Source organism: Kiritimatiellia bacterium (assembly GCA_028715905.1).
Classification (GTDB): domain Bacteria; phylum Verrucomicrobiota; class Kiritimatiellia; order JAAZAB01; family JAAZAB01; genus JAQUQV01.
Genome location: JAQUQV010000033.1, coordinates 2,808 through 26,709, shown reverse-complemented (window position 1 = coordinate 26,709; position 23,902 = coordinate 2,808). Strand labels below are relative to the sequence as shown.

The following is a 23,902-nucleotide window of genomic DNA, read 5'->3' as shown; positions in this document are numbered from 1 at the left end:
ATCTCGCATAAATTTGTCTCCAGCGCCTTGCCGGAGCGCATAAAAAACGGAACGCCGTCCCAGCGCCAGTTGTTGACATGCAGAACCGCGGCGGCATAAGTGGGGGTACGCGAATCAGGCGGCATGCCGGATTCCTCCACATAAGCATTCCGACGGCCGGCCGCGGTAACCACGCCGGCGTATTGTCCCAGAACCATATCCTCAAGCCGCACCGGCGGAATGTCGCGCAAAACCTCCGCGGTTTTGCCGCGGATGGAAACGGCATCGGGGCGGCTGGGCGGTTCCATGGCGGTCAGGGCCATGATCTGCAGAAGGTGGTTCTGCATTACGTCGCGGATAATACCGCTCCCATCAAAGTAACCGCCGCGGTCTTTGACCCCGATATTTTCCTTCCAAGTGATCTGGATGTGGTCAATATAATTCCGGTTCCAGATCGGTTCAAAGACCAGATTGGCAAACCGCAGCACCAGCAGATTGTGAATCAATTCCTTGCCGAGGTAATGATCAATGCGGTAGGTCTGCTCCTCCGAAAAAACCGCGCTCATATCGCGGACAAGATGATCGGAGGACAGGCGGTCCGAGCCGAACGGCTTTTCAACCACCACCCGGGTCCAGCGGCCGGCGGGCGCCCGGGCCAAGCCGGCCCGGCCGATGGCGCGCGCCACATCCAGGAACACCGCCGGCGGGATGGCCAGATAAAACACGCGGTTGGCGCCCCCCGCCCCCTCCAACCGTCCAAGCGTTTTTACCAGGCGCTGATAGGATTCGCCCCAGCCGTACGCTCCCTGACAATAAGAACAGGCCGCCAGAAATTCATCACTGCGGTCAGCCGCGCCGGGCGCGCACCGGCGTCTGAGATGCTCGGCCAGTTTCAGGCGAAAAGTTTCATCGCTGAATTCCGTGCGGGCATACCCGACAATGCGCAGTCTTTCGGGCAAATGTCCCTGGCAATAGAGCGCGTATAAGGCGGGAACGATCTTGGTGCGCGCCAAATCCCCCGAAGCGCCCATAATCACCACGGTCAAAGGCTCTTTTAAATAATCGGCCATTGCTTATAAATCTAAGACGCAGGACAGCAACAGTCAAATCTATTCAGCTTTCCACCCCCCCGTCTCCCGCCCCGCCGAAAAACTGTATTGCATTGACTTGTCGCGCGCCTTTTGCTATTTTTTCGTCAAAAAGCTGGTTTATTGGCGCCAAACGATGCCAATGAAAAGAAAGCTGTATATTTTGCCAGGAAGGGCAGAAAGCGCACGGAGTCCTTCGTTTTCAATGTTTGACACGCTTCATGGCGTAAAATTCAAAAGGATAAAAAAATGGAAACAACTCCCGAACAATCGGCGGCGGACGGCAGGATATCATTTTGGCGCCGGCTTTTTTTTTCAATCGCCGTTCTCTGGCCGGCGCTTTCAGCCGATGCCGCAACATTGGACAACCTCTTTTTTCTGCACCACTCCACCGGCGGCGGCTTGATCTCCGGGGGCATGCGCGAAACAATTGCCGGCTATAACGCCGCGCACGGAACCGCCTTCGCGTTCTGGGACCACGGCTATAACGGCGAAGGTCTCCGCGATGCCTCCGGCAATTTTACCGGGAACAGCTACGAAATTCCGGGCGACAACACCGATCCAGACGGTCTTTATTATCTCTGGACATCGGCGAATGATGACGCCGCCGCATGCCGCGGCAAAATCCTGGCCAACCACGGGGTGATTGCTTTCAAATCATGTTTCCCGGCGGCCAATATTCCCGACGAAGCCACGCTGAATCAATACAAGGCCTGGTATCTGGCGATGCGGGACGTGTTTGACCGGCATCCGGACCGCCTGTTCGTGGTAATGTCCACCCCGCCCCTCCACCGCCTGGCCACCGACGCCGCGCAGGCTAATAACGCCCGGCTATTCGCCAACTGGCTGAAAAGCTCTGAATATCTGTCCGGCCGCGCGAATATCGTCTGCTTTGACCTGTTTGACTGCCTGGCCGGGAACGACCATATGCTGAAATACGAATATGAAAACTCGCACGACAGTTCCGACTCGCACCCCAATGCAACCGCCAATCAGACCGTCGGGCCGCTTTTCGCAAATTTCCTCATCGCATCCGCCCTGAATTACAACTCCCCGCCCTCGCGTCCGGCCGTTCCGATAATCAAGGCCAACGGCGCGAGGGGCGAACTGACCGTCAATTCCGCCGAGCCGGTCTCCGTCACGGTGGAAATTACCGCGAACGATTACGCGGGAACAGCCGTTGACTGGTGGTTGGTCGGCTACGCTCATTCCTACGGCTGGCATTACGGCCTCTCATGGACGCCTTTCAACGGCGATCTCGGGATTTGCCAGCCCGCGTATCAGGGCAAGCTGTTCAACCTTTCCGCCATGCCGGTTATGGACCGCTGGCTGCTGCCTCCCGGTATTTATGATTTCTGGTTTGCCGTTGACTATCCCATGGACGCAATTCTTGACCTGAATGGAACAATTCTGATAGATACTGTGCGGGTTGTCGTGGAATAATACGAACCGACATGCCGTAATAACGCGGCAAAGGGAAAAATCATCAAACTGTATGCGCGTTGTTTAATCGTTTTTTTCGGCCGCTTTCATAATCATAGTCATTAATATCGCCCGGAACAGCAGCCTGTCGGATTTTGCCGAAATCATATTCGGGGTTGCAATTCATTCCGGCGGCAAATTGCCATGACTGACACGGTTGCCATATTAAACAAACTTTTCCTGGCCATGCAGAATGTCCGTTTTTATCCGCCGGACCATTCGCTGGTCAAGGAAAGCGTTTCATCCCTCTACACGCTCCTGAATGATTTGCTCTCTTCCGGTAAGGAATTTTCCTTTGGATTTGTTGAAAAAAAGCTCATTGTCAACGGCCAGCCGGCGGAGGCCGATCAAGCTCAAACCGCGGGTTTGGCCCGGCAACTTGAACTCCTGCGCGTTGACAACATCACCATCCGCCCGGGATTGCCCCCGGCCGAACTGCATTCCTTTCTGGAATGCATGACCGTCAAACCGGAACAACTGCACGACACCGGCGGCATGAAAAAAATCCTGGCCGACCGCGGTCTCCAGCATATCCAGGCCAACGACGTCGCCTATGGCCGCATCAAAGGCGGGGATGCGAAAAGCGGCGAAACGGAAAAAGGCAAGGAGAACCTGAGCGAGGACGAGGCTTTTATCAGAGCCCTGCACATGGCCGACCGGCGCATGGGCGCCGGCGTCCCGCCCTCGGCCGCAGCCCGCCCCCCCCCGCGCGCCGCGGGAACGGAAACCGGACAAGCCGCGCCGACCGCGGACGAACTCAAAGAGCTTTACGCCATCCGCGACCGGTTCCAGGAAGAGCTTGACCGGCGGGTGCGCGACGCCGTCCGCCGTTACGAGGACAAAAACAAGCGGCTGGCCTTTGAAAAGGATAAAATGGATTCCATCATGCGCAACGTCGGCGAAGGCGTTCTGGTCGTGGGCAATGACGGCAATATTCTCATGGCCAACCCGGCCGCCGAAAAACTGCTGGGCGGGCAAGGCCAGGCTGTGATCGGCCGGACATTGAAGGAAACCATCAGGGACGAGCATTCGCTGGTGCTTTCCAAAAACTCTCCCGAATCCGTCACCGAAATTGAATTGGCCGGCAAAAACAAAGCAACCCACCGCATCCTGCGCGCATCCAACGCGGTCATTGAAGACCGGGACGGCCGGACGGTCGGCATGGTGTCGGTGCTTTCCGATATTACCAGGATGAAGGAAGTGGAACAGTTGAAATCGGCCTTTGTGGCCAATGTCTCCCATGAACTCCGTTCGCCCCTCGCCGCCATTCAAAAAAATCTGACGGTTATCCTGGACAAAACCGCGGGTGAAATCAACCCCAGCCAGAAGGAATTCCTTACTTTGGCGAGAGAAAACGTGGAACGGTTGACGCGGCTGATCAATGATTTGCTGGATATATCAAAAATAGAAGCCGGCAAAATGGAGCTGAAAAAAATCCGCGCCGATCTCGCGGAACTGGTCCGCAAGACGGCCGCCTCTTTTTCCGGCTGGTTCGGGGAAAAACATATCGCCTCCCGCCTGGACCTGCCGCCCGGCCCGGTGAAGCTTGAGCTGGACCCCGACAAAATCACGCAGGTGCTGAACAATCTCCTGAGCAATGCCTTGAAATTCACGCCGGCGGGAGGCGAAGTCACAATTAAAGTTATCGCCGGCGACCCGGTTAAAGTATCCGTAACCGACACCGGCGTCGGCATCGCCCAGAAAAACATTTACCGGATTTTCAACAAGTTTGAACAGATCGGCGTAAGCCATGCCAACAACGTGAACGGCACCGGCCTGGGCCTGCCGCTGGCCAAAGAAATCGTGGAACGCCATGGAGGCAAAATGCAGGTTGAGAGCAAGCCCGGCAAGGGCAGCGCTTTCTCATTCACCCTGCCCGCATAGGAGAAAAATAAAATGGAAAACAAGGACATACGCATATTGCTGATTGACGACGAAGACGGCTTCCGGCGGCCGATGGAATTCTGGCTCAAGGCCAAGGGCTACCAGGTAACCGGCGTGACCAGCGGCGAGGAAGGCCTCGCTGAAATTGAACGCGAACGGCCGTCTATAGTCTGTTTGGACATGAAAATGCCCGGCATGAACGGCCTGGAAACCCTGGGCAAAATCAGGGAAAAAGACAAAAAACTGCCGGTCATCATGATCACGGCCTACGGCACCGGCAAGGACATGGAGGAAGCCGAAGGCCTCGGCGTATCGGGATTCTTCAGAAAGGACGATGACTTTGCCACGGCCGCCCGACTGATCGTGATCGCCCTGGAATCCGCCCGGACCGTTTAACCCTCATGTTGCTTGACGCTCATGCCTTTTCCCGGCGCGTCAGCAGGTAACCGCTTACCATAACCGCCAGGCCGGAAATAATCAGGAAACCGCCGCCGACCATGAATGAATTTATATGTTCGCGGAGAATGACCGCCGCAAAGACCGAGGCCAAAACCGGCTTGAGGAAAAACATCATGGCGGCCTGAAAGGCCGTGCAATGCCGGAGACCGTAATAATAAAGGCCGTAGGCAAGCGTCGTCCCAACAAGCGTGAGATAAAGCACCGGCAGCCAGGCATCAATCAGCCCACCGGCGCCATGCCGGAGAAAACTGGCCAACGCAAACGGAAGGGCCAGAAGACTGCCGAACAAGGCTGAAAATCCCATCAGTATAAACACTCCGTAACGGGGAACGAGGCGGCGCGAGATGCAGATGCTCAAGGCGAAAAAGGCCGCCGAAACGGTCATAATGCCCAGGGCCGCCAGCGACTGCATGGTAAACGCCCCTGATTCCCATGCAAACAGGGCAATGCCCGCCGCGCCCAATGCCAGGGCCGTCCATTTTGGAATACTCCACGGCTCATTGTTGACAAAACGCGCGAGAATGATGACAAAAATCGGATTGGCGCTGAAGACCACCGCGCAGGAGGCGGCCTTCTCAAAAAACAGGATCGCCAGATGAAAGAGCGATACGGATACGGCAATTCCCACGGCGCCGTTAACGGCAAACAGACCGAAATCTCTCGGTTTCAATTCCAGGCCGCTTTTCAGAAATGACGGCAGAGAAAGCGCCAGCAGAATGACGCCGGTGAAAAAGAAACGGAGAAAGACCATCTGAAACGGGAGGACGTTCGGGCCGATTATCTTGGCGGCCACCTCCACCGTGCTGAAAAGCGCCACGCCTCCCAGCAGGGACAAGAGGCCGATGGTTTTCATGTTAACCCATAAAAAAAGAGAGCGGAAATCAAGGAGCAGAAATGCATGCGTCCGCCGGCCCCTGACCGCCGATCCCTGAATCCTATTTTTTCTGGTAAGACTGTTCAATCTTGGCCGCAACATCCCTGAAGCCGATATCCGCCTGATATATTTCCTTGTAATAACGGTTGGCGGCCTGCTCAAAATCGCCGGTTTTTTCCAGGAGAGCGCCCAACTGGTAAAATATCTCTTTTTTGAGGTCATTCATTTCGGTCAATCCTTCCGCCGCCTTTTCCAGTTGTTCCTTGGCAAGATCAAACTGCTCTTTCCGCAGGAAACAAACGCCTAGATAATAAAGCGTCTGGATATGAAACTTGGGATTGCGTTGCGCCAGCTGGAAGTGTTGAATTGCCTCGTTATACTGGTCGTTCTCATAAAGGAGCCGGCCGAATTCAAAACGAAGCGGCAGGTCGTTGGGATAGCGCGCCACGCGCGTCTGCACGCTCTTGAAATGGAAATCGCGTTTTTCTTTTTCCTTTGCGGCCATTCCGGCCGCATCGCCGTTTTCTTTGCACTGGGCTATTTCCGCGTCATATTGCTTCAGCTTGATGTCCGTCAGGGCCTGATCCAGCTGCGGATCGGAGCCGGCCGCCCGCCGGCCCTCCTCCAGCATCCGCACCGCATCGTCAAAACGGTTGATCTGAACATAAAGCCTGGCGAGCGCGCGGCGGTAGTTGATATTGTCGGGCTCGCGCTTCACTTTGGCCTCCGTGTCCCGAATCAGCAATTCAACGTTCTGCTCATCCCGGACGGCCTTGTTATCGGCCTCCAGCACGGCGGCTTCCTTGGCGTCTTTGATAATGGAGCGATACGAACCGCCGTCTTTCGCGGCCTCGTCCCAGCCGCCCTTGAGCATGGTGTCGCGCGCCATCGCGTTCTTCAGGGCCTGCAAAGCCCGACCGTCGTTCGGCCGCAGCTCCGTAATGGATTCAAAACATTTGCGGGCTTCATCCGGCTGGTTGACTTCCAGGTAGAGGTTGCCAAGCTCGTAAAGCAGGCCGATATCCTGTTGATAATATTCGCGCATGACGTTCAGGGTATGGATGGCCGCTTCCTGTATTTCGGCTTTCCGGGCCGCATCGCACAAGAGACGGACAAACGTCATGTTCAGCGGGTCCAGCCGCAGAAGTTTCTCGGCAATGCCGAGTGCGCGCAGGGCGTCGCCGGCGCGCAGCGCCATTCTGCCGCGGACCAGCGCCGGCAGGTTGGAAAGGATTGCGGTTATATGAAAGGCTTTTCCCCCCTTCTTGCTTTCATTCATGAATTTAATGCTGGTGGCGCGCAGAAACTTGCGGCATTTGAGAAAACGCGGCTCCGTTTCCAGGACGGCCATGAACATATCCATGGCGTACGGAAGATTATCTCGCTCCATGGCCACAAGGCCCTTGTCAAACAACTCGCGGGCGCGGCGTGAAATATTCGCTTCCGATGCTTCCATATAAAAAAACCTTTCTTTAACTTGCAGGCAAGGTTATATTTTGGTTTTTACCGTGTCAAGCGCCAAGACAAAAGGGAAAAAAGTGCCGGATTTCAATAATTTCAGACCTAAAGCCGTTTTTACCGGCATTCTTTTCCTGTTGCTTTCGGTTCTTTTGGCCGGAAGTCTACCAGCTAAACCCGCCAAAATCAAGGCGTATTCCGACGTCAGCCCCCGAACCTGCATGTCGCTGAAAGAAATGTCCAGCCGGTACGGTTTCTCTTCCTTCGGCGTCAAAGGCAAACAAATCACCATGCAGACCAGGTTCAACACTTTTTCCATGAAAGGCGACAGCCGCCGGGCGGAGTTTAACAAAATCGCCGTCTGGCTCAGCGCGCCGATCGCCAGGCAGTGGGGATCGTGGCACATCCGCCAGGTTGACATTGACCGGACAATCTGGCCCCTGCTGAACCCGGACAAGGCCCTTGCTTCTGAAGAATATCAGATTGTCGTCCTTGACCCGGGACACGGCGGCAGCGACCGGGGCGCGCAGTCGCGCGGCGGCCTTGACGAAAAAACCCTGACGCTTGAGCTGGCGCGCAATGTCCGCCGGATACTTCTGCAATACCGCATAGACGCGCGCCTGACCCGCAACAGCGACCGGCCGCTTCAGCTTGACGAGCGCGTCGCTATCGCCAACCGGTGGAAAAGCTCCCTCTTTATCAGCATCCATCTCAACGCCGCCGGCAGTTCCATTCCCGCCGGCATTGAAACCTATATTCTTCCGCCGGCCGGTTATCCCAGCACCTCCGGCGGCAAAACGGATATTTGCGACCCCGGCGTGTATGCCGGCAACAAGCATGACCGCGCCAATATGGTGCTCGGCTACCTCATCCAAAAAAGCATGTTGAAATACGCGGGCGGCGAAGACCGCGGCGTGCGCCGGGCGCGCTTTGTCGTTCTTAAAAACATCGCGTGCCCGGCCGCCCTCCTGGAGTGCGGTTTTCTCTCCAACCGCAGCGAGGCGGCCAAGTTTGAAAAGGCAGGCCACCGCGACAAAGTGTCCCGCGGCATTGCCGAGGGAATAATAGCCTATTTGAACGCCGTCAAGCGCGCCCGTCAGATCAAACCATGAACGGTGAAAAAAACGAGGACAAGACAAACCATGCGTAAAAAATGCGTTATTCATCTGGCCGGAACGGCCGGATTCTGTTTCGGCGTCCGGCGCGCGATCCGCACGGCGCTGGAGCTGGGCCGGAGCGGCAAAACAATCCACATGCTGGGCGACCTGGTTCATAACCAGGACGTGATTGCGCGGCTTGAAAAAACCGGCATTAAAAAAATCTCCCGGCTGGGCCGCGGCCGCGGGAAAATTTTGCTGATCCGCGCCCACGGCGCCGGGCGGCGGTTGATGAGCCGGGCCCGCAAACAGGGATATGAAATTGTTGACGCCACCTGCCCGATGGTTCATCTCATCCAGAAAAAAGTCCGCGAAATGGACCGGCGGGGATACCGGGTCATCGTGCTGGGCGATCGTTACCATGAGGAAGTCCTGGGCATTGCCGGCCAGATTTCCCGGAAAACCATGATTATTGACGGCATCGGAAACATTCCCTGGCCGCAAATAAAAAAAATCAAAAAGGCGGCCGTCGTGGTTCAATCAACCCAGAATATGGACCATGTCCTGCCGGTTGTGGACGCGTTAAAAGGAAAAATCAGGGAATTGAAGTTTTTCAACACAATTTGCAGGCCGACCAGGATGAAGCAGGCCGAAACGAAGAATCTGGCACGGCTTAATGACGTTGTCATCGTCATCGGCTCGCGCCTTTCGGCCAATACCCGGCGGCTATTTGAAATTTCCCGCGCGCTCAACCCGCGCGCTCACCGCGTTGAATCGGCCGATCAGATCAGTCCGACGTGGCTTCAAAATGCAAAAACCATCGGCATTACCGCGGGCGCATCCACCCCCCAATCGGCCACGCGCGCCGTGATTGAACGTATCCGCCGGCTGGTCGCCGCTCCCGGGAAATCAACTCCCGCCGGGATGCCGGAGGGTTATGAATTCCACCTTTTTCTGCTGGCCGGCCAGTCAAACATGGCCGGCCGGGGCGTGCCGGCCGCCTGCGATAAAAAAACACATCCCAGAGTCCTGACTTTCACCAGAGACAACAGGTGGGCGCCAGCGGTTGATCCCATTCATTTTGACAAGCCCGCCCCCGGGGTGGGCCCGGGCCGGACATTCGGTCTTGCCCTGGCCGATAAGTGCCGGAATATCGTGATCGGGTTAATCCCCTGCGCCGCGGGCGGTTCGCCGATTTCGGTCTGGCGGCCGCGGAAAAAGTGGACGCAAACCAACAGCCGACCCTATGACGATGCTGTCAGACGAACACGGCGGGCTATGAAGTCTGGCGTTTTGAAGGGCATTCTCTGGCATCAGGGCGAGGGCGACTGCGCTCCCGGCCGGGCGGAAATTTATGAAAAAGAATTAACCCGGCTGATAAGGCGTTTCCGCATGGATTTGCGCGCCCCCGGAGCGCCTTTTATCTGCGGAGAACTCGGGCCCAGCGCCGATCCCGGAACGAATCGTTTCAGAAAGATAATCAACAAATCCCTGCGGAAGATCACCCGAAAAGTCAGGTTGACCGGCCTGGCATCATCGGCCGGGCTCAGGTATAAACCCGATAAAATTCATTTTGACTCCGCATCCCAGCGCGAATTCGGCCGGCGGTATGCGGCGGCGTATATGCGCATTGCCGCCTGCAAAACGCGGTTTGCAGAGGAAAAAAAACGTTGAAAAATGACTGCCGGACTAAGATTTTCAATTGGATGAAAAAAAAAACACTACTGAGTTGGAGTAGCGGGAAGGACAGCGCATGGGCGCTCCATCTACTGCGGCAAGACCCTGCGACAAACCTCCTGGGGCTGTTCACTGTCATGAACCAGAAATACGGCCGCGTTTGCATGCATGCAACCCGACCGAAACTGTTGCATCAGCAGGCAGAGGCGGCCAGCCTGCCAATCCAACTCATCAACTTCCCTGATCCCTGCACAAACGATCATTCCGATGCCATCATGCGGGAGTTCGTCACCCAATGCGCGGCGAAGGGGATTGAACGGATTGCGTTCGGGGACTTGTTTCTTGAGGACATCCGCAGGTATCGCGAGAGCCAATTGACGGGAACTGGGATTGAACCAGTCTTTCCGTTGTGGAAAATCCCCACGGACGAACTCGCCGAACAGATGCTTGCCGGAGGCATGGAAGCGTACTTGAGCAGTGTTGACCTCAAGAAACTACCCGCTCGTTACGCGGGGCGGAAATTGTCGCGGGAATTGCTGGCGGAATTCCCGGCGGGAACCGACCCCTGCGGGGAAAACGGAGAGATTCATACGGTCGTTGTCGCGGGGCCGATGTTCCGCAAAGCCATTCCAGTCAGGGTGGGCGAGACCGTGGAACGGGGTGGATTTGCATACGCTGACATCATCCCGATGAACTGAAAACACTGTCGAACCAGCAAATGCTCGGTACGGCTTCGCCGCCCGAGATTTGCGACCGTTGGGGCGGGAGATGGGAAGCAATTATTGATTCCGGAGAACGAAGGCCAAAGAGACGGATGCTCATCGTCGTGGGATGGATTATCGCGCTGGGTTTCAGCGCAGTTCTCATCGCAGTTCATGATATCAAAAGAAATGCGACAATCCTGGAAAATGTCATGAAAAAGAAGTTGACAAAAGCCGGGCGTGGCGCTACATTGTAACACACTATGAATACATTAACGGTCAGAATACCGAATGATCTTCGTTCCAAGTTGCGGAACATCAGTCAGGAGCAGCGTAAACCCGTCAGCGATCTTGTGAGGGAATCTATTCGCCGCTACGTAGCTATTGAAAAATTCCGTACTCTACGCAAGAAGGTGCTGCCTTTCGCTGAGGCACAAGGCTTTATTACGGACGATGACGTTTTCAAGGCCATTTCATGAGAATTGTGCTTGACGCGAATGTCATCGTAGCGGCATTTGCCGCCCGAGGGCTATGCGAGTCGGTGCTGGAATTGTGTCTGGATCGCCATGATATATTGTTGAGTGAACCACTTCTAGATGAGATCAGAAAGAACCTCCAGAAAAAGGTAAAACTTCCCATACATACCATTGAGCAGATTGAACATCTCCTTCGGGAAAACGGTACAATATTCGTTTCGGAGTCAATTTCTCCCCATGTCTGCCGTGATCCCAACGACGTTCATGTTCTTGGCTTAACAGTAGCTGGGCAAGCAGAGTGCCTGGTTACTGGAGACAATGATCTACTCGTCCTGAAACAATTCAGACAGTGTCAAATCCTTAATCCACGAGCGTTCTCGATATTGATTCATCAAAAACAAGGATAACCAGCCATTCGGGATTTGAAATGCCAAAAGGAACGTTAAATAGCGCTTGAAAACAACCTGACGGATGGCCGCTTCAAACACAGCAGCCGGCCGCGCAGCATCAATTTCTGCCTTTACCCTCCTGGCCGCCCAACGCACCCATCGGCTCAAAAACGAAATCAAAGCCTTCCTCAAACCACAACTCCTCACCATAGATAAGCTTGGCTACATGCCCATCGATAAAGCCGGAGCCGATCTGCTCTTCCAAATCATTAGTGAACGCTACGAGCGCGGCGCCATCTGCATCACGTCCAATAAACCTTTCAAACAATGGGCCACCATCTTCAATAATGATACAACACTCACCTCCGCCATCCTTGACCGTGTCCTCCATCATGGCGAACCGGTCGTCATTGAAGGTAAAAGCTATCGCATGAAAGACAGGATCGAAACTGAATAAGCTTTTTCAGTCCGTTTTCATTCCTGCCATTTTAATCCGTTTTCAACCGGCGGCGACACAGAACGAAGATTGCAAGAAAAAAATGTAGAAATAACGTGTAGAAAAAACCGGTTTGCCCGGTTATTCTGGAAGCAGAAAAGTGAAGCAAACCATTGAAAACACAATGGCTGCCGGACTAGGATTTGAACCTAGACAAACAGATTCAGAGTCTGCTGTGCTACCGTTACACCATCCGGCAATTGAATAAAAGCGGGAAGAAACACAGTATCCATTTAGCTGTTCGCAGTAAAATTGTTTCTGAAAATGGCTTATAGTTACCACGCAAGGTTAACCCGGTCTTCCCGCCAGGTCACGCCAGCCAATATATCCAAAGATCACCGCCCGTCAAGAATTTTGGGCGGCAAATCGGTAATTTTCTGCTTTGCAGAACGGAAATTCCATGTATTCTTTCCGGAACTATTCGGGTTATTTCAGAGTTTTACAGAGTCTCTTGCATGAATCAGAATAAATCCGTCCCTGAAACAGCATGGCCCCGGCCGGCGGCGGCCGCGCCCGCCGGCCGCCATTTGTCGCAAAAAAAGCGCGCTTTGGCCCAAAGCGCGCTGATCGGCGCGGTTGCCGCCTTGATGATTCTGGTGCTGAAACACATCTGGTTCGGCCTTTTCCTGTGCGTCCTCGGCCTGGCGGTGTTAATCAGCGGATTGTTTATTCCCGCCGCGTTCAAAGCGTTTGAACGCTTCGGCCAACTCCTGGCGCGCTGGGTTGGAACCGGCCTGACTTGGATTTTGATGACGCTTTTTTTCTGCATGGGCATGATTCCCGGCCGGTTGATTCTGCTCCTGGCCGGACGGGACCCCATGCGGCGGCGGAAAGATGCCGCGCTTGAATCCTACTGGATCGCCCACAAACCGGAACAGGCCGCCTCATACACCAGACAATATTGATGAATATTCTCGGCATCAGCGCGTATTATCACGATTCGGCCGCGGCCCTGGTCAGGGACGGAAAAATTATCGCCGCGGCGCAGGAAGAGCGTTTCACCCGCAAGAAACATGACGCCGGCTTTCCGCTGAACGCCATCCGTTATTGTCTGGCCGAGGGCAAAATCGGCAAGGAAGGATTGGACGCAGTCGCTTTTTATGACAAGCCGATCCTCAAATTCGCCCGCATCATGGAAACTTATTTCAGCGTGGCGCCCCGCGGCCTGCGGTCGTTCATGATGGCATTGCCGCTCTGGTTGAAACAAAAACTCTGGATTCCGCTGAAAATTGAATCCGAGATGGATAATTTAAAAATCCCGGTAAAGGAGCCGCTTTATTTTCCCGAGCATCACCTTTCCCACGCCGCCAGCGCTTTCTTTCCCTCGCCTTTCCAACAGGCCGCCATCCTGACTCTGGACGGCGTCGGCGAATGGGCCACCAGCGCCGTCGGCGCCGGCCGCGATCACCGCGTTGAAATCCTGCAGGAGATCCGATTTCCGCATTCGCTGGGACTGCTTTATTCGGCCTTCACTTATTTCACAGGTTTCCGGGTCAACTCCGGTGAATACAAGCTCATGGGCCTGGCGCCATACGGCGAGCCGCGCTACGCGCGGACGATCATGGAAAACCTGCTGGACCTCAGGGACGACGGCTCCTTCCGGCTGAATCTTGATTTTTTCGGCTATCTTGACGGCTTGACCATGACCAATGAAAAATTCAACCGGCTTTTTGACGGGCCGCCGCGCCAACCGGAATCGGAGCTGACCCGCCGCGAAATGGACATCGCCCGGTCAATCCAGGTTGTCACGGAAGAGATCGTCCTGCGCATGGCGCGCCATGCGCGCCGCCTGACCGGGATGGAAAACTGCTGCCTGGCGGGAGGCGTGGCGCTCAATTGCGTGGCCAACGGACGCCTCCTGCGCGAGAATATTTTCAAGGATATCTGGATCCAGCCCGCGGCCGGGGATGCCGGCGGCGCCCTCGGGGCCGCCCTGATGGTCTGGCACCAGGCTCACAATCAGCCGCGCCGGGCCGAGGCGCATCACGACGCGATGCAGGGCGCGTACCTCGGACCGGATTTTGACGACGACGCCATAGAAAATTATCTCCGGGAAAAAGGATACCCGGCTGAAAAAATCGCAGATCCGGACCAATGGGCGGACCGCATTGCCGGCTTGATTGAAAACGAACAGGTGCTCGGCCTCCTGCACGGCCGCATGGAATTCGGTCCGCGCGCCCTGGGCAACCGCTCCATCATCGGCGACGCCCGCTCGGCCAAAATGCAGTCAATTATGAACCTGAAAATCAAGTATCGCGAATCGTTCCGGCCTTTTGCGCCGGCCTGCCTTGAGGAAAAAGCCGGGGAATATTTTGACATTGACCGCCCTTCGCCTTACATGCTGCTGGTGGCGACGGTCCGGCCGGAACGCTGCCGGGGCATTGCCGCAGCGGAAAAACTTCCAGTCCGCGAACAAATCAACCAGGTCCGCTCGGACATACCCGCCGTTACGCACGTGGATTACACGGCCCGGGTTCAGACCGTCTCGCCGGAAACCAATCCGGATTATTACCGGATTATCAAGGCCTTTGAACGACGCACAGGATACGGGGTGATCATCAACACCTCGTTCAATGTCCGCGGCGAGCCGATCGTCTGTACGCCGGAAGACGCCTACCGCTGTTTCATGCGCACGGAAATGGACTGGCTCGTGCTTGGCTCATTCCTCCTGGATAAAAAACGCCAGCCGCCCTGGCGGGAAAACAAAGACTGGCGCGCGGACTATGTTCTTGATTAAAGGACGAAAAGGAAAGGAAAAAAATAACATGCGGTTCTTAAAATACCTGGGACGGCTTTTGAAGGAATTTTTCGGATTTGCGTGGCACAACAAGGCCTGGTGGATCATACCCGTGATCATTGTCCTCCTGCTCATGGCCATGCTGATCGTGTTGGGACAAACCACGGCGCCCTTCATTTACACATTGTTCTAAGGCGGCCGGGCCGCCGGCCAATATCCAAACGGTTTACCCATGAATACTCAATCTAAATTCACCCGCTCTGCGCGGCCGGCGCTCTCCGCCACGCTGGTTCTGCTGGATCTGCTGGCCGTCAGCGCCTTGCTGGCCATTCCCCTCGCCTGGCTGCTGGACCCGTTCAAGCTCTCCATCGGTTCCCTCCATCTGACCATGCACTGGGGATTAAAGCCGGCGCTGGCCCCGGTTGTTTTACTGGCGGCGCGCGGAATCCTCAAAACATGGGTCGGACGCAAAACCGGCGCAAGAGGACTCTGGGAAACGCAGGGATTCAAGAAACTGATTATGGCGCTGGTTTCAGTTTATCTCATATTCGCCCTCGTGGAAACCGTGCTGACCCGCACAAATTTCAACGCCGAACTGCCGCCGATCGTTTTCCAGGGACAGAACAATGCCGGCGGCATTGAAGTCCCCCACACCACCCCCGACGCCGAACTCTTGTTCCGCCTGACGCCGGGAACTTACTTCCAGGGACGGCTCATCAACAGCATGGGCTTCCGGGAGCGGGAAGTGGCGGCCATGAAAAACCCCGGCACGATGCGGGTCGTCTGCATGGGCGATTCCATCACCGGCCAGGGCCGGCCCGGATATTCGCAATACCTCCACGAGCGGCTGACCAACAATCCGCCGACCGATCAGCCCTGGGAAGCATTCAACATCGGCGTGCACGGTTATTCGGCGCTCCAGGGATTGCGCCAGTTCCAGAAAATGGGCCGGAGACTGGAACCGGATATCGTTACTCTCTATTTCGGCTGGAACGACCATTGGCTTTCCGAGGAGGCCGACCGCCAGAAAATGGGGCTGGAGATGCGGCCGGTTGCCGGGCGCATTTTTGAAATTCTGCGCAAAAAGCGCTTCTTTCGGTTTTTTATCTGGGCCATGGGGCCGGTCCAGCATATCGCGCGGAGAGAAAAAGGCGAGGACCGCGTGTTCCGCGTTCCGCCGGAGGAATACCACTCCACCCTGATGGCTTTTGTCAGGGAAATCCGCGCGGCCGGCGCCGTGCCGGTCATAATCACAGCCCCGCGCCGGAGCCTGACCGGCCACGTCGTCGACAAGCAATACGTCCGCTCAATTGAGGAAGGCAACCAGATTCACGACCAGTACACGGAAATAACCCGCGAAGCGGCCCGGCAAAGCGGGGCCGAACTGCTGGATTTGGCCGCCATTTTCGCGGGCAAAGAATGCAACGGTTATTTCGCCCCGGACGGGATTCACTTTGATCAATACGTTCGGGAAGGCGTCATGGAACAAGACCCGCCCGCCCAGCCGGGCCTGGCGCGCATCGCCGAGGAAATAGACAAAAAAATCAGGATGATCGCGAAACGCAAATAAAAACCACGCCGTCCGGGAGTAAAAAATGAAAAATAAACCAAAAACCGACCTGATTCGCCTGCGTCCTTATCATCCCACTTATGTCATCGCGTTCTTCGGCGAGGGCGGACACAAGGAGGGTTACAACCGCGCCGGTTTCAACCGCGTGATAGCGTCCATTCAAAACAATCCGGATATAGCGGTTGAATTTGTGGAATGTTACGACGATATCTGCCTTTTCTGCGAAAAACTGCAGCCCTGCCCGGCCGGTTCGGCCTGGGGGCGCGACAAAACCTGCAGCAGCGCCCAGAACCCCGGCGTGGTGTCCGAGGTCACCGAAGCCAACCGCCAGATTCTGAATCTGCTGGGCCTGCAATTCGGCGCGATTATCCCGCTGAAGGAACTCGTCCCCCTGATGCGCGAACGCCTGCCGGATATCGGCCGAAGCGGGATCAAACAAATCGGCGGGGCGGGGTTGCAGGAAAAATACGTAAAAGGATTAAAAATTATTTCAGCGCATTTGAATTTGAACGTCTGAATGGGAAGTCTGAAATGACAGCTCAACCGGTTAATAAAAAAAAATATGACCGGATTGAAGCCGGCCTCAATGAGTTGCGATCAATGGGGCTTGAACGGACCCTGCGCAAATTCCCGGGCGTTGGCGGGAAATTTCACGACGAGGCCGGAAAAACTCTTAATTTTTCAAGCAACGATTACCTCGGCTTCAGCCGCAACGACAAAATCATCGCGGCGGCCGGCGCCGCGCTTAAATCCTGCGGCGCAAGCGCGGCTTCCTCCCGACTCGTTTCCGGCACCCTCCCCTGCCACGCGGAACTTGAGCGGCGCCTGGCCGCTTTCAAGGGGTATCCGGCGGCACTGGTCTTCGGAAGCGGCTACATGGCAAACCTCGGCATTATCCCTGCGCTGGCCGGCCGGGATGCGGTTGTTATCGCCGACCGCCTTGCGCACGCCAGCCTGATTGACGGGGCGATCTTGAGCCGGGCCGCCCTGAAACGCTTTCAGCACAATGACCCCGCCCATCTCGCGAAACTGCTTGACGGCGAAAAATCAGCCGCGCAGTGCCTGGTGGTCACCGAATCGGTTTTCAGCATGGACGGCGACCTGGCGCCGCTGAAGGAAATTGCGGCGGTCTGCGCCCGATACGGCGCGCTCCTGCTGGTTGACGAAGCGCACGCCACCGGCGTTTTCGGGCCCAACGGCGCGGGGAGAGTGCGCGAGCTTCAGCTTGAAAACCAGGTTGATATTTCCATGGGCACATTGAGCAAGGCGCTGGGCGCCTACGGCGGCTTCAGCGCCTGCGCGGCGCCCCTGCGCGACTGGCTCGTCAACCGCGCCCGAAGCTTTATTTATTCCACCGCCCTGCCCCCCGCGATTGCGCGGGCGGCCGAGGAGGCGCTGGATATCCTTGAAAACAATCCCGCGCTCGGCGGAGAATTGCTGAAAAACGCGGAAATATTCCGCCGGCGCCTGCGGGAGGCGGGCTTTAACACCGGCAAGTCGGCCAGCCAGATCATTCCGCTGATCGTGGGTAAAAATGCAAAAGCGCTGGCCCTGGCGGAGCGTTTGCGTGAAAAAAGAATCCTGGCCGCGGCCATCCGGCCGCCGACCGTGCCGGAAGGCACGGCGCGCATCAGGCTCTCGGTTACGCTTGACCATTCCCAAGCCGACCTTGAGCAGGCGGCGGACAAAATCATTGACGCCGGCTACGCCGAGGGATTATGCGGTGCAAAATTGAGGTAATTAAATAAGGGATGTTATGAATTCTGCGAAAAAAATTGAAAGTTTTCTGGAATCTGTAAACTTAAATACCTATCGCGAAAAGTACCGGCCCATTAAAATTGTTGAGATGGATCTGCCGAAAGAAATACAGGCGATAGCCCTGCTTTATAAAGTATACTGGGATGAAAAAAGGTTTTTGGAATACGAAGAATTTTATAAGGAATATTTACATGCGTATAAATCCGACATTGATGGCTTCAGAAGAAAAATAACTATGTGTAAGAAATGTTTTTATCGCGGGTTGCCCGCAAGAATTTATCGCACTTGGGTAAGCATTATCACCCAAATTCATGCCGGATATGTTGCCGAATCAGTGTTTGGCAACGATTGCGTCGCAATGTCGGCAGAACTTGATCATCGTGGGGCTGATTTTCAGGTTACTTATCGCGGATATATTTTAAATTATCAGGTCAAAAAAGTTTCTTTCAGCAGAGAAGTCAGACAGAGTAAAAAAGCCCAAAAACAGATTAAAGGCAAATTTATAGACATTAAATATGACGTGCCGAGCGAGGATTATTTTAAAAATCCAAAAAAACGGAACGGCGAATATAAATTGCCTTATCTTAGATTCCGCAACAACAAAAAATTAAAGCGGTTGTCCAATGGTTTTGTGGTTTTTACCCGTTGTTCTTTTGAAGACAAAAAGAAAGAAATTGATGAAACGCTAAAATAATTCCGGAATACGTTTCGTATTATCCAGCCATTTTGCGGCAATTCTTATATAGTCAGGATTTATTTCAAACCCGATATAGGAGAGTCCGAGTTCCTTTGACACAACACATTCCGAACCGCTGCCCGCAAAAGGCATTAAAACAATGCCGTCTTTGTGCGGCATTGCGGATTTGATCAGTCTTTTTGTCAATTCCAACGGTTTTTGTGTTGGATGCTTAATGATTTCGTGGTTTAAGTGTTCTCTTAATTTCCGCGGCTGAAAAACGTTATCACAGGTTTTGCATAAAAACCATCTTTCAATCATTCCCGCCCCTCCGGCAAGCGCCGGTATTTTAATGACATCTCTCGGCAAAGCGCCGTTTTCGTGAGCATTATAAACTGTTTCCTTGCCTGCCCTGCTGAATCTCCCCAAAGTGCCTTTTCTTGTTTTACCGGCCGCACCGTTTAAAAACCCTTCCGTATAAGGCTCTCTCACCTCATCCCTGTTGAAAAGGGGTTTGCCTTTCCAGGCGCAAATAATCGCCTCATGGCTTCTTTGCCAAAAATGCAACGAGGCGACATTTTTATTAGTGTAATGCCAGATAAGCCATCTTTTATTAATTGGCATTTCCACGGACAAATGCGCCAAAATTTCGCTGAATCCATAGACATAAATTGTCCCGGTTGGTTTTATTATTCTTATAGCTTCATTGATCCAGCTTTTACCCCACGAGACGTATTCGCATAATTCCCTTTTATCAATATTGTTACCGAAATCTTTGCCAATGTTATAAGGAGGATCAATAATAATTATATCACAACTGTTACCCGGAAGTTTTCTTAATTCTTGAACAGCATCGCCTGAAATGATTTTATCAAGCGGAAGCTTCGCGTTTCTTGTGATATTCTCGGCCGTTGCAATGTCGGCCGCGCGTAGTTTCTCGTTATTGTCTAGCACATCAATTACGACCCCTTGAATGGAAATGTTTCTGTCTTTTTTAACAATTATCGGCGCTATGTTTTTATTGGCCGGAATTAATTTTACAGATCCCCTGTCTTTATAATATGTTTTAAGGGTTGCCTCGTAATTATCTATTAATGCTACGACTTTTTGCCCATTATGCGCCGTGTTTTGTTTTTTGACCAAAACTATATCCCCATCATTTATATTTTCATCGATCATACTGTTGCCGACAACCCGCAGCGCAAAAAACTCGCCGGACGAGGGGAGTTTGCTTTGCGCTACCGCGATTGTGTCTCTGTTTTGTATGGCTTCAAGAGGTTGTCCGGCGGCTATCAATCCTAAAAGCGGAATATTAACCAACCGTTCTTTTACCGGCACGAATATCGCGCGTGGTTTCTTGTTCTTTTTGCTTAAATATTTCAAATCATGAAGCCGTGAAACGTAATAATGGGCTGTAGAAACGGAAGCCAGCCTGAAATGCTTCCGTATTTCGTCCAGGGAAGGCGCATATTCTTTTCTGATTTTATACTTCTTAATGAAATTCAAAACGTTTTTTTGTTTTTTTGTGAGCATAGACTTAACCCCAGATTTGAATTCCAGACTATTAGAAAACAATTAGAAAGTCAATATAAATTCCAAAAAATCCGTTGAATAAAATGCTTTGAATGCTATGGTATCAGCCAGCAACAACGCTTGTAGAAAAAACATCCTTTACCGGTCAGGCGGATTTATTATGACCCCCCGTCCCCGTTTGATTCTGATTTCCGGCTGGGCGCATGATTCTTCCGCCATGGAAAACCTGCGCCAATGCCTGGAAAACGCCGTTGAGGTTTCAGTCGCCGCCACCGGCGACTTGTGGAGCCCCGCGGCGGCGGGCCGCGCGCCAAGCGCTTATGCGCGGGGACTTGCGCAATTGATTGAAAAAAACGGCGGAAAAGTTTTTCTGGCCGGCTGGTCGCTGGGCGGAATGATCGCCCTGGAAACGGCAGCCTGGCGGCCGGAAATTGCGGACGGCCTGATCCTGATTTCAACAACGGCGAAATTCCTCGCGAACGAGAACTGGACCGCGGGAGTATCCGCCGGCGCTTTGCGCGCCATGTCCGCCATGTTAAAGCGCAACCCGCGCCGCGTTTTCACGGATTTTTTCCAGAAAGCCGCGTGCAACTTTGAAGAAAAAATCCAGGGGCTCGGGATTAAAAACCGCGCAACGGCAGGCCTGGAATCCATCGCCTTGAAAATTGAAAGGGCCTGCGCCATGAATCCGCTTGAATTATCGGCCGGCCTGGAATATCTTGCAGAAACGGATTTGCGAAGCGCGGCGGCACAAATAAACATCCCGGCGCTGGTGCTTCACGGGCGGCACGACGCCATCATGCCCGTTGATGCCGGACTGGCCCTGAAAAATATTCTGCCGGCTTCGGAAATCAACGTTTATGAGAATTGCGGCCATGGCCTGCCCTGGCAAAACCCACGGGCCATTGCCGGGGATATCATGGAATTTCTGGAAAAATGCGGAAGACGGCCGGGATTTTGCGCATAAATTTTTATTCGCACAACTGCCGCAGATTGCCATGGAACCATCTAAACAGGAAAACGAAAAAGCCTTGCGGCATTTAGGGGCGCGGCAATGCCCGTCGGCCCCGAACGAAACTGAAGGAGTGGCGGCGCGGTTTTCGGCCGCGGCCCCAACCTATCACCCCCTCGCAAGCATCCAGCGCGTAACCGCGGAAAAATTAATGAGCCTGCTCGCTTCCGCAACTGAACCGCCGCCGCTCCGCGCGCCGGAGCGTATCCTTGAAATCGGCTGCGGCACCGGAGTTTTGACGGCGATATTGGCCGACACCTTTTCCTCGGCCCTGATTGACGCGGTGGACGTTTCGTCCGCCATGGCGGCCAAGGCGCGCGGCTACCTGGTCAGGAATAAAATGATCAACTGGATCATTGCCGACGCCGTCCGTCTGCCCGAAGACAGAAAATATCCGCTGATTATCAGCAATTGCGCCCTGCACTGGATTGCGCCGATTGAAACGATCATCCTGAAACTCGGCGACATGCTTGCGCCGAAAGGCCGGCTGGCGTTCGCCGTGATGCTGGACGGCACGCTCGGAGAGTTGAACGCCTGCCGGCAGAAAATCGCGCCCCTGAAACCGCCGCGGGTCACCATGCCGGAACGGGATGAAATTAAAAAAGCGCTGACCGGCGCCGGCCTGGCGATACGCCGGATAAAAACCGAAACAATCCGCCAGGAATACCCCTCGGCCGAAAAAATGCTGAAACAATTGCATGACCAGGGCTTGACCGGCGGAAATATTCCACAACGGCATTTGCTCCTGAACCGCTCGGAAATTTCACGGCTCATCGCCGATTACGCCGAAAATTATAAAAGCGCCAACGGAGTCTACGCCTCTTACCGCGTTTTTTACGGCGTGGCCGCGAAAGAAAAGCACAAGGCGGGATGAACAAATCAAAAAGACCGCACGGCATATTCATCGCCGGAACCGACACGGGCGTCGGCAAGACGGTGGTTTCCGCCGCCCTGCTCCGCGGGCTGAAATCGGCCGGAATTGACGCGGTCTACATGAAGCCGGTCCAGACCGGCTGTAAAAAACGCGGCCAACGGACGATTGCGCCCGATCTGGACTTTGTTATTTCCGCCGCGGGCATCACGCCGCCGGAAACAGAACGGCGATTGATGGCGCCCTGCCGGTTCCGGCGGCCCTGTTCGCCCCATCTGGCGGCCGCGCTGGAAAAAAAACAAATCCGTCTTTCAAAAATACTGCGGGCGTTCGCCGGATTGAAACGCCGCCATGACTTCGTGGTGGTGGAGGGCGCAGGCGGGATTCTCACCCCCCTGGAGCGGCGCTTATCCATGCTTGACCTCATGAAAAAACTTGGCCTGCCGGTGGCGCTCGTGGCGCGCCCCGGCCTGGGCACGCTTAATCACACGCTTCTCACCCTGGGGGAACTCCGGCGGGCAAGACTGAAAATCAAGGGGATTATCCTGAATCATGCCGTCAAATCATCCAGGACCTATATCGTGAAAGACAACCGCGCCATGCTTGAAAAGCTCGGCCGGACGCGGATAATTTCCGAATTGCCGCACTTCAAGCGGCCGGGCGCGCCGCCCGTAGAGCCCGGACTGGCGATCGCGCTTTTAAGGTAATGATAATGAATCAACTGGTTCCGAAAAAGTCGGGTTAGGCCGCTTTGTTTAAACCATGGCATTAAACGTAACCCGCGGCTCCCCCGGCGGCCGCGTCCTTGTCGGAGCGTTCCCCGACCTTTCCATGGAGATACTTGATGACCTTGACGCTCTCCACGGTGACCAATCCCCCGGATTGGGCCGACTCAAAGAGGTCGTGAAGAACGGGGAGAAAACGGTTGATCTTCTCTTCCTCGTCCGCAATTTCCACGATGATGGGAAGGTCCGTGGAAAGGTCAAGAATCCTGGCCGTTCGGATTCGGCTCGTAGGCCCGAATCCTGTAATGCCTCTCCAGACAGTGGCCCCCGCCAACCCAAACTTCCTGGCTTCCTTCACAATGGCCTCGTAGAGAGCCGTGTGTTTCACTTTGTCGGCTTCCCCCAGGAAAATCCGCAGCAGTTTCGCCTCCCCTTTCAATTCCATAGCCCACCTCCGAGTTTGACAAGGATACGCACCGCCATGAGTCCGACAATAAATGCGGTCATGGAGAACAAAAAGGTCCCCGCGGCGTAAAACGCCGCGTGGATATATTCACTGGCCTGAATCATCTCGGCGGTCTCATAGATCATGGACGACATCGTCGTGAAACCGCCGCAGAATCCAGTGGCCAGAGCCAGGCGGATTTCGGGGGACACGGCGCCTCCACGGGCAGACGCCGCCGTGATGATTCCGACAAAGAGACAGCCGAGCACGTTGGCCGCCAATGTGCCGATCGGCCACTCAATTGAGAAACGCTGCGATGTGACGCTCAAGCCATATCGGGCAACCGATCCGGCGAATCCGCCAAACCCCACCAGAACACATAGCCCCCATGGATTTGTCATTCTTCTCTCTCCGTCCAACGTCAAAAATCAGCCCGAGGCGGCATCCCTGCCGCCGATAGGCCGGGCTTGATTGCCCGCAAGATTATTCCCGTTCGGAACCCGAAAACTCTTAAA

26 protein-coding genes and 1 tRNA gene are annotated in these 23,902 nt (G+C 54.6%); 20 read left to right on the top strand and 7 right to left on the bottom strand.

The genetic code is table 11. From position 1 onward, the window contains the following. Positions 1–1,049 (bottom strand): glucose-6-phosphate dehydrogenase (gene zwf, locus PHP98_07700; protein ID MDD5483518.1); only part of this gene is annotated, 1,049 nt, incomplete at its 3' end. Positions 1,050–1,316: 267 nt separating this feature from the next. Here zwf and PHP98_07695 point away from each other — a divergent pair. The 3 genes from PHP98_07695 to PHP98_07685 all read left to right on the top strand — a co-directional run bounded on the left by PHP98_07695 (position 1,317) and on the right by PHP98_07685 (position 4,829). Beyond that, on the top strand, positions 1,317–2,510 hold the full coding sequence (locus PHP98_07695) for a hypothetical protein (GenBank protein MDD5483517.1): 1,194 nt from the start codon (positions 1,317–1,319) through the stop codon (positions 2,508–2,510). A 183-nt stretch (positions 2,511–2,693) separates the two neighbouring features. Continuing rightward, complete coding sequence (locus tag PHP98_07690; protein ID MDD5483516.1) at positions 2,694–4,433, top strand: ATP-binding protein; 1,740 nt, start codon at positions 2,694–2,696, stop codon at positions 4,431–4,433. 12 nt (positions 4,434–4,445) lie between these two features. Further along, a complete protein-coding gene (locus PHP98_07685; protein ID MDD5483515.1) occupies positions 4,446–4,829 on the top strand; it encodes a response regulator in 384 nt (127 codons plus the stop codon). Between the two features lie 19 nt (positions 4,830–4,848). Here PHP98_07685 and PHP98_07680 read toward each other — a convergent pair whose 3' ends face one another. After that, the gene (locus tag PHP98_07680) at positions 4,849–5,745 is read right to left on the bottom strand and encodes a DMT family transporter (GenBank protein MDD5483514.1); all 897 of its coding nucleotides are present in this window, start codon (positions 5,743–5,745) and stop codon (positions 4,849–4,851) included. Between the two features lie 82 nt (positions 5,746–5,827). Continuing rightward, positions 5,828–7,222 (bottom strand): tetratricopeptide repeat protein, encoded by a 1,395-nt coding sequence (locus PHP98_07675; GenBank protein ID MDD5483513.1) that lies wholly within the window; start codon positions 7,220–7,222, stop codon positions 5,828–5,830. Positions 7,223–7,262: 40 nt separating this feature from the next. Between PHP98_07675 and PHP98_07670 the strand changes: the two genes are divergently transcribed. The 7 genes from PHP98_07670 (at position 7,263) to PHP98_07640 (ending at position 12,021) form a co-directional block, all read left to right on the top strand. Beyond that, positions 7,263–8,336, top strand: a complete 1,074-nt coding sequence (locus PHP98_07670; GenBank protein ID MDD5483512.1) for an N-acetylmuramoyl-L-alanine amidase — start codon at positions 7,263–7,265, stop codon at positions 8,334–8,336. 30 nt (positions 8,337–8,366) lie between these two features. After that, the gene (ispH, locus tag PHP98_07665) at positions 8,367–9,995 is read left to right on the top strand and encodes a 4-hydroxy-3-methylbut-2-enyl diphosphate reductase (GenBank protein ID MDD5483511.1); all 1,629 of its coding nucleotides are present in this window, start codon (positions 8,367–8,369) and stop codon (positions 9,993–9,995) included. Positions 9,996–10,027: 32 nt separating this feature from the next. Continuing rightward, on the top strand, positions 10,028–10,696 hold the full coding sequence (locus PHP98_07660; GenBank protein MDD5483510.1) for an ATP-binding protein: 669 nt from the start codon (positions 10,028–10,030) through the stop codon (positions 10,694–10,696). Between the two features lie 116 nt (positions 10,697–10,812). Continuing rightward, positions 10,813–10,956 carry a hypothetical protein gene (locus PHP98_07655; protein MDD5483509.1) on the top strand — a complete coding sequence of 48 codons (144 nt, stop codon included), beginning with the start codon at positions 10,813–10,815 and terminating at the stop codon, positions 10,954–10,956. 6 nt (positions 10,957–10,962) lie between these two features. Continuing rightward, on the top strand, positions 10,963–11,178 hold the full coding sequence (locus PHP98_07650; protein ID MDD5483508.1) for a CopG family transcriptional regulator: 216 nt from the start codon (positions 10,963–10,965) through the stop codon (positions 11,176–11,178). After that, entirely contained in the window at positions 11,175–11,582 is a 408-nt protein-coding gene (locus PHP98_07645) for a putative toxin-antitoxin system toxin component, PIN family (GenBank protein ID MDD5483507.1), read from the top strand. Before PHP98_07650 ends, PHP98_07645 begins: the two co-directional genes overlap by 4 nt. Before the next feature lie 64 nt (positions 11,583–11,646). After that, positions 11,647–12,021 carry an ATP-binding protein gene (locus PHP98_07640; GenBank protein ID MDD5483506.1) on the top strand — a complete coding sequence of 125 codons (375 nt, stop codon included), beginning with the start codon at positions 11,647–11,649 and terminating at the stop codon, positions 12,019–12,021. A 164-nt stretch (positions 12,022–12,185) separates the two neighbouring features. Here the strand turns inward: PHP98_07640 and PHP98_07635 are convergent. Continuing rightward, a tRNA-Gln gene (locus PHP98_07635) sits at positions 12,186–12,259 on the bottom strand. A 256-nt stretch (positions 12,260–12,515) separates the two neighbouring features. Between PHP98_07635 and PHP98_07630 the strand changes: the two genes are divergently transcribed. The 7 genes from PHP98_07630 to PHP98_07600 are packed head-to-tail and all read left to right on the top strand — an operon-like array spanning position 12,516 to position 18,819. After that, the gene (locus PHP98_07630; protein MDD5483505.1) at positions 12,516–12,965 is read left to right on the top strand and encodes a hypothetical protein; all 450 of its coding nucleotides are present in this window, start codon (positions 12,516–12,518) and stop codon (positions 12,963–12,965) included. After that, positions 12,965–14,797 (top strand): carbamoyltransferase, encoded by a 1,833-nt coding sequence (locus PHP98_07625; protein ID MDD5483504.1) that lies wholly within the window; start codon positions 12,965–12,967, stop codon positions 14,795–14,797. The genes PHP98_07630 and PHP98_07625 overlap by 1 nt, the downstream gene beginning before the upstream one ends. A gap of 28 nt (positions 14,798–14,825) precedes the next feature. After that, positions 14,826–14,990 carry a DUF5989 family protein gene (locus tag PHP98_07620; protein MDD5483503.1) on the top strand — a complete coding sequence of 55 codons (165 nt, stop codon included), beginning with the start codon at positions 14,826–14,828 and terminating at the stop codon, positions 14,988–14,990. Between the two features lie 39 nt (positions 14,991–15,029). Continuing rightward, positions 15,030–16,367 carry an SGNH/GDSL hydrolase family protein gene (locus PHP98_07615; protein MDD5483502.1) on the top strand — a complete coding sequence of 446 codons (1,338 nt, stop codon included), beginning with the start codon at positions 15,030–15,032 and terminating at the stop codon, positions 16,365–16,367. Positions 16,368–16,392: 25 nt separating this feature from the next. Then, positions 16,393–16,884: a DUF1284 domain-containing protein gene (locus PHP98_07610; GenBank protein ID MDD5483501.1), complete on the top strand. Its 492-nt coding sequence runs from the start codon at positions 16,393–16,395 to the stop codon at positions 16,882–16,884. A 14-nt stretch (positions 16,885–16,898) separates the two neighbouring features. After that, entirely contained in the window at positions 16,899–18,107 is a 1,209-nt protein-coding gene (gene bioF, locus PHP98_07605; protein ID MDD5483500.1) for an 8-amino-7-oxononanoate synthase, read from the top strand. Between the two features lie 16 nt (positions 18,108–18,123). Beyond that, the gene (locus PHP98_07600) at positions 18,124–18,819 is read left to right on the top strand and encodes a TaqI family restriction endonuclease (protein MDD5483499.1); all 696 of its coding nucleotides are present in this window, start codon (positions 18,124–18,126) and stop codon (positions 18,817–18,819) included. On the opposite strand, the gene lexA is transcribed toward PHP98_07600, so the two are convergent. Next, positions 18,811–20,334 (bottom strand): transcriptional repressor LexA, encoded by a 1,524-nt coding sequence (gene lexA / locus PHP98_07595; GenBank protein ID MDD5483498.1) that lies wholly within the window; start codon positions 20,332–20,334, stop codon positions 18,811–18,813. The genes PHP98_07600 and lexA overlap by 9 nt on opposite strands. Positions 20,335–20,494: 160 nt before the next feature. Here lexA and PHP98_07590 point away from each other — a divergent pair, with 160 nt between their 5' ends. Genes PHP98_07590 through bioD form a run of 3 tightly spaced genes read left to right on the top strand, consistent with a single transcriptional unit; the run spans position 20,495 to position 22,924 of the window. Beyond that, on the top strand, positions 20,495–21,301 hold the full coding sequence (locus PHP98_07590; protein MDD5483497.1) for an alpha/beta fold hydrolase: 807 nt from the start codon (positions 20,495–20,497) through the stop codon (positions 21,299–21,301). Between the two features lie 31 nt (positions 21,302–21,332). After that, entirely contained in the window at positions 21,333–22,220 is an 888-nt protein-coding gene (locus PHP98_07585) for a methyltransferase domain-containing protein (GenBank protein MDD5483496.1), read from the top strand. Continuing rightward, positions 22,217–22,924, top strand: a complete 708-nt coding sequence (gene bioD, locus PHP98_07580) for a dethiobiotin synthase (GenBank protein MDD5483495.1) — start codon at positions 22,217–22,219, stop codon at positions 22,922–22,924. Before PHP98_07585 ends, bioD begins: the two co-directional genes overlap by 4 nt. Before the next feature lie 61 nt (positions 22,925–22,985). On the opposite strand, the gene PHP98_07575 is transcribed toward bioD, so the two are convergent. After that, positions 22,986–23,387, bottom strand: coding sequence for a DUF190 domain-containing protein (locus PHP98_07575; protein ID MDD5483494.1), 402 nt, complete (start codon positions 23,385–23,387; stop codon positions 22,986–22,988). Next, the gene (locus PHP98_07570) at positions 23,378–23,788 is read right to left on the bottom strand and encodes a CrcB family protein (GenBank protein ID MDD5483493.1); all 411 of its coding nucleotides are present in this window, start codon (positions 23,786–23,788) and stop codon (positions 23,378–23,380) included. The genes PHP98_07575 and PHP98_07570 overlap by 10 nt, the downstream gene beginning before the upstream one ends. Positions 23,789–23,902: the final 114 nt, after the last annotated feature.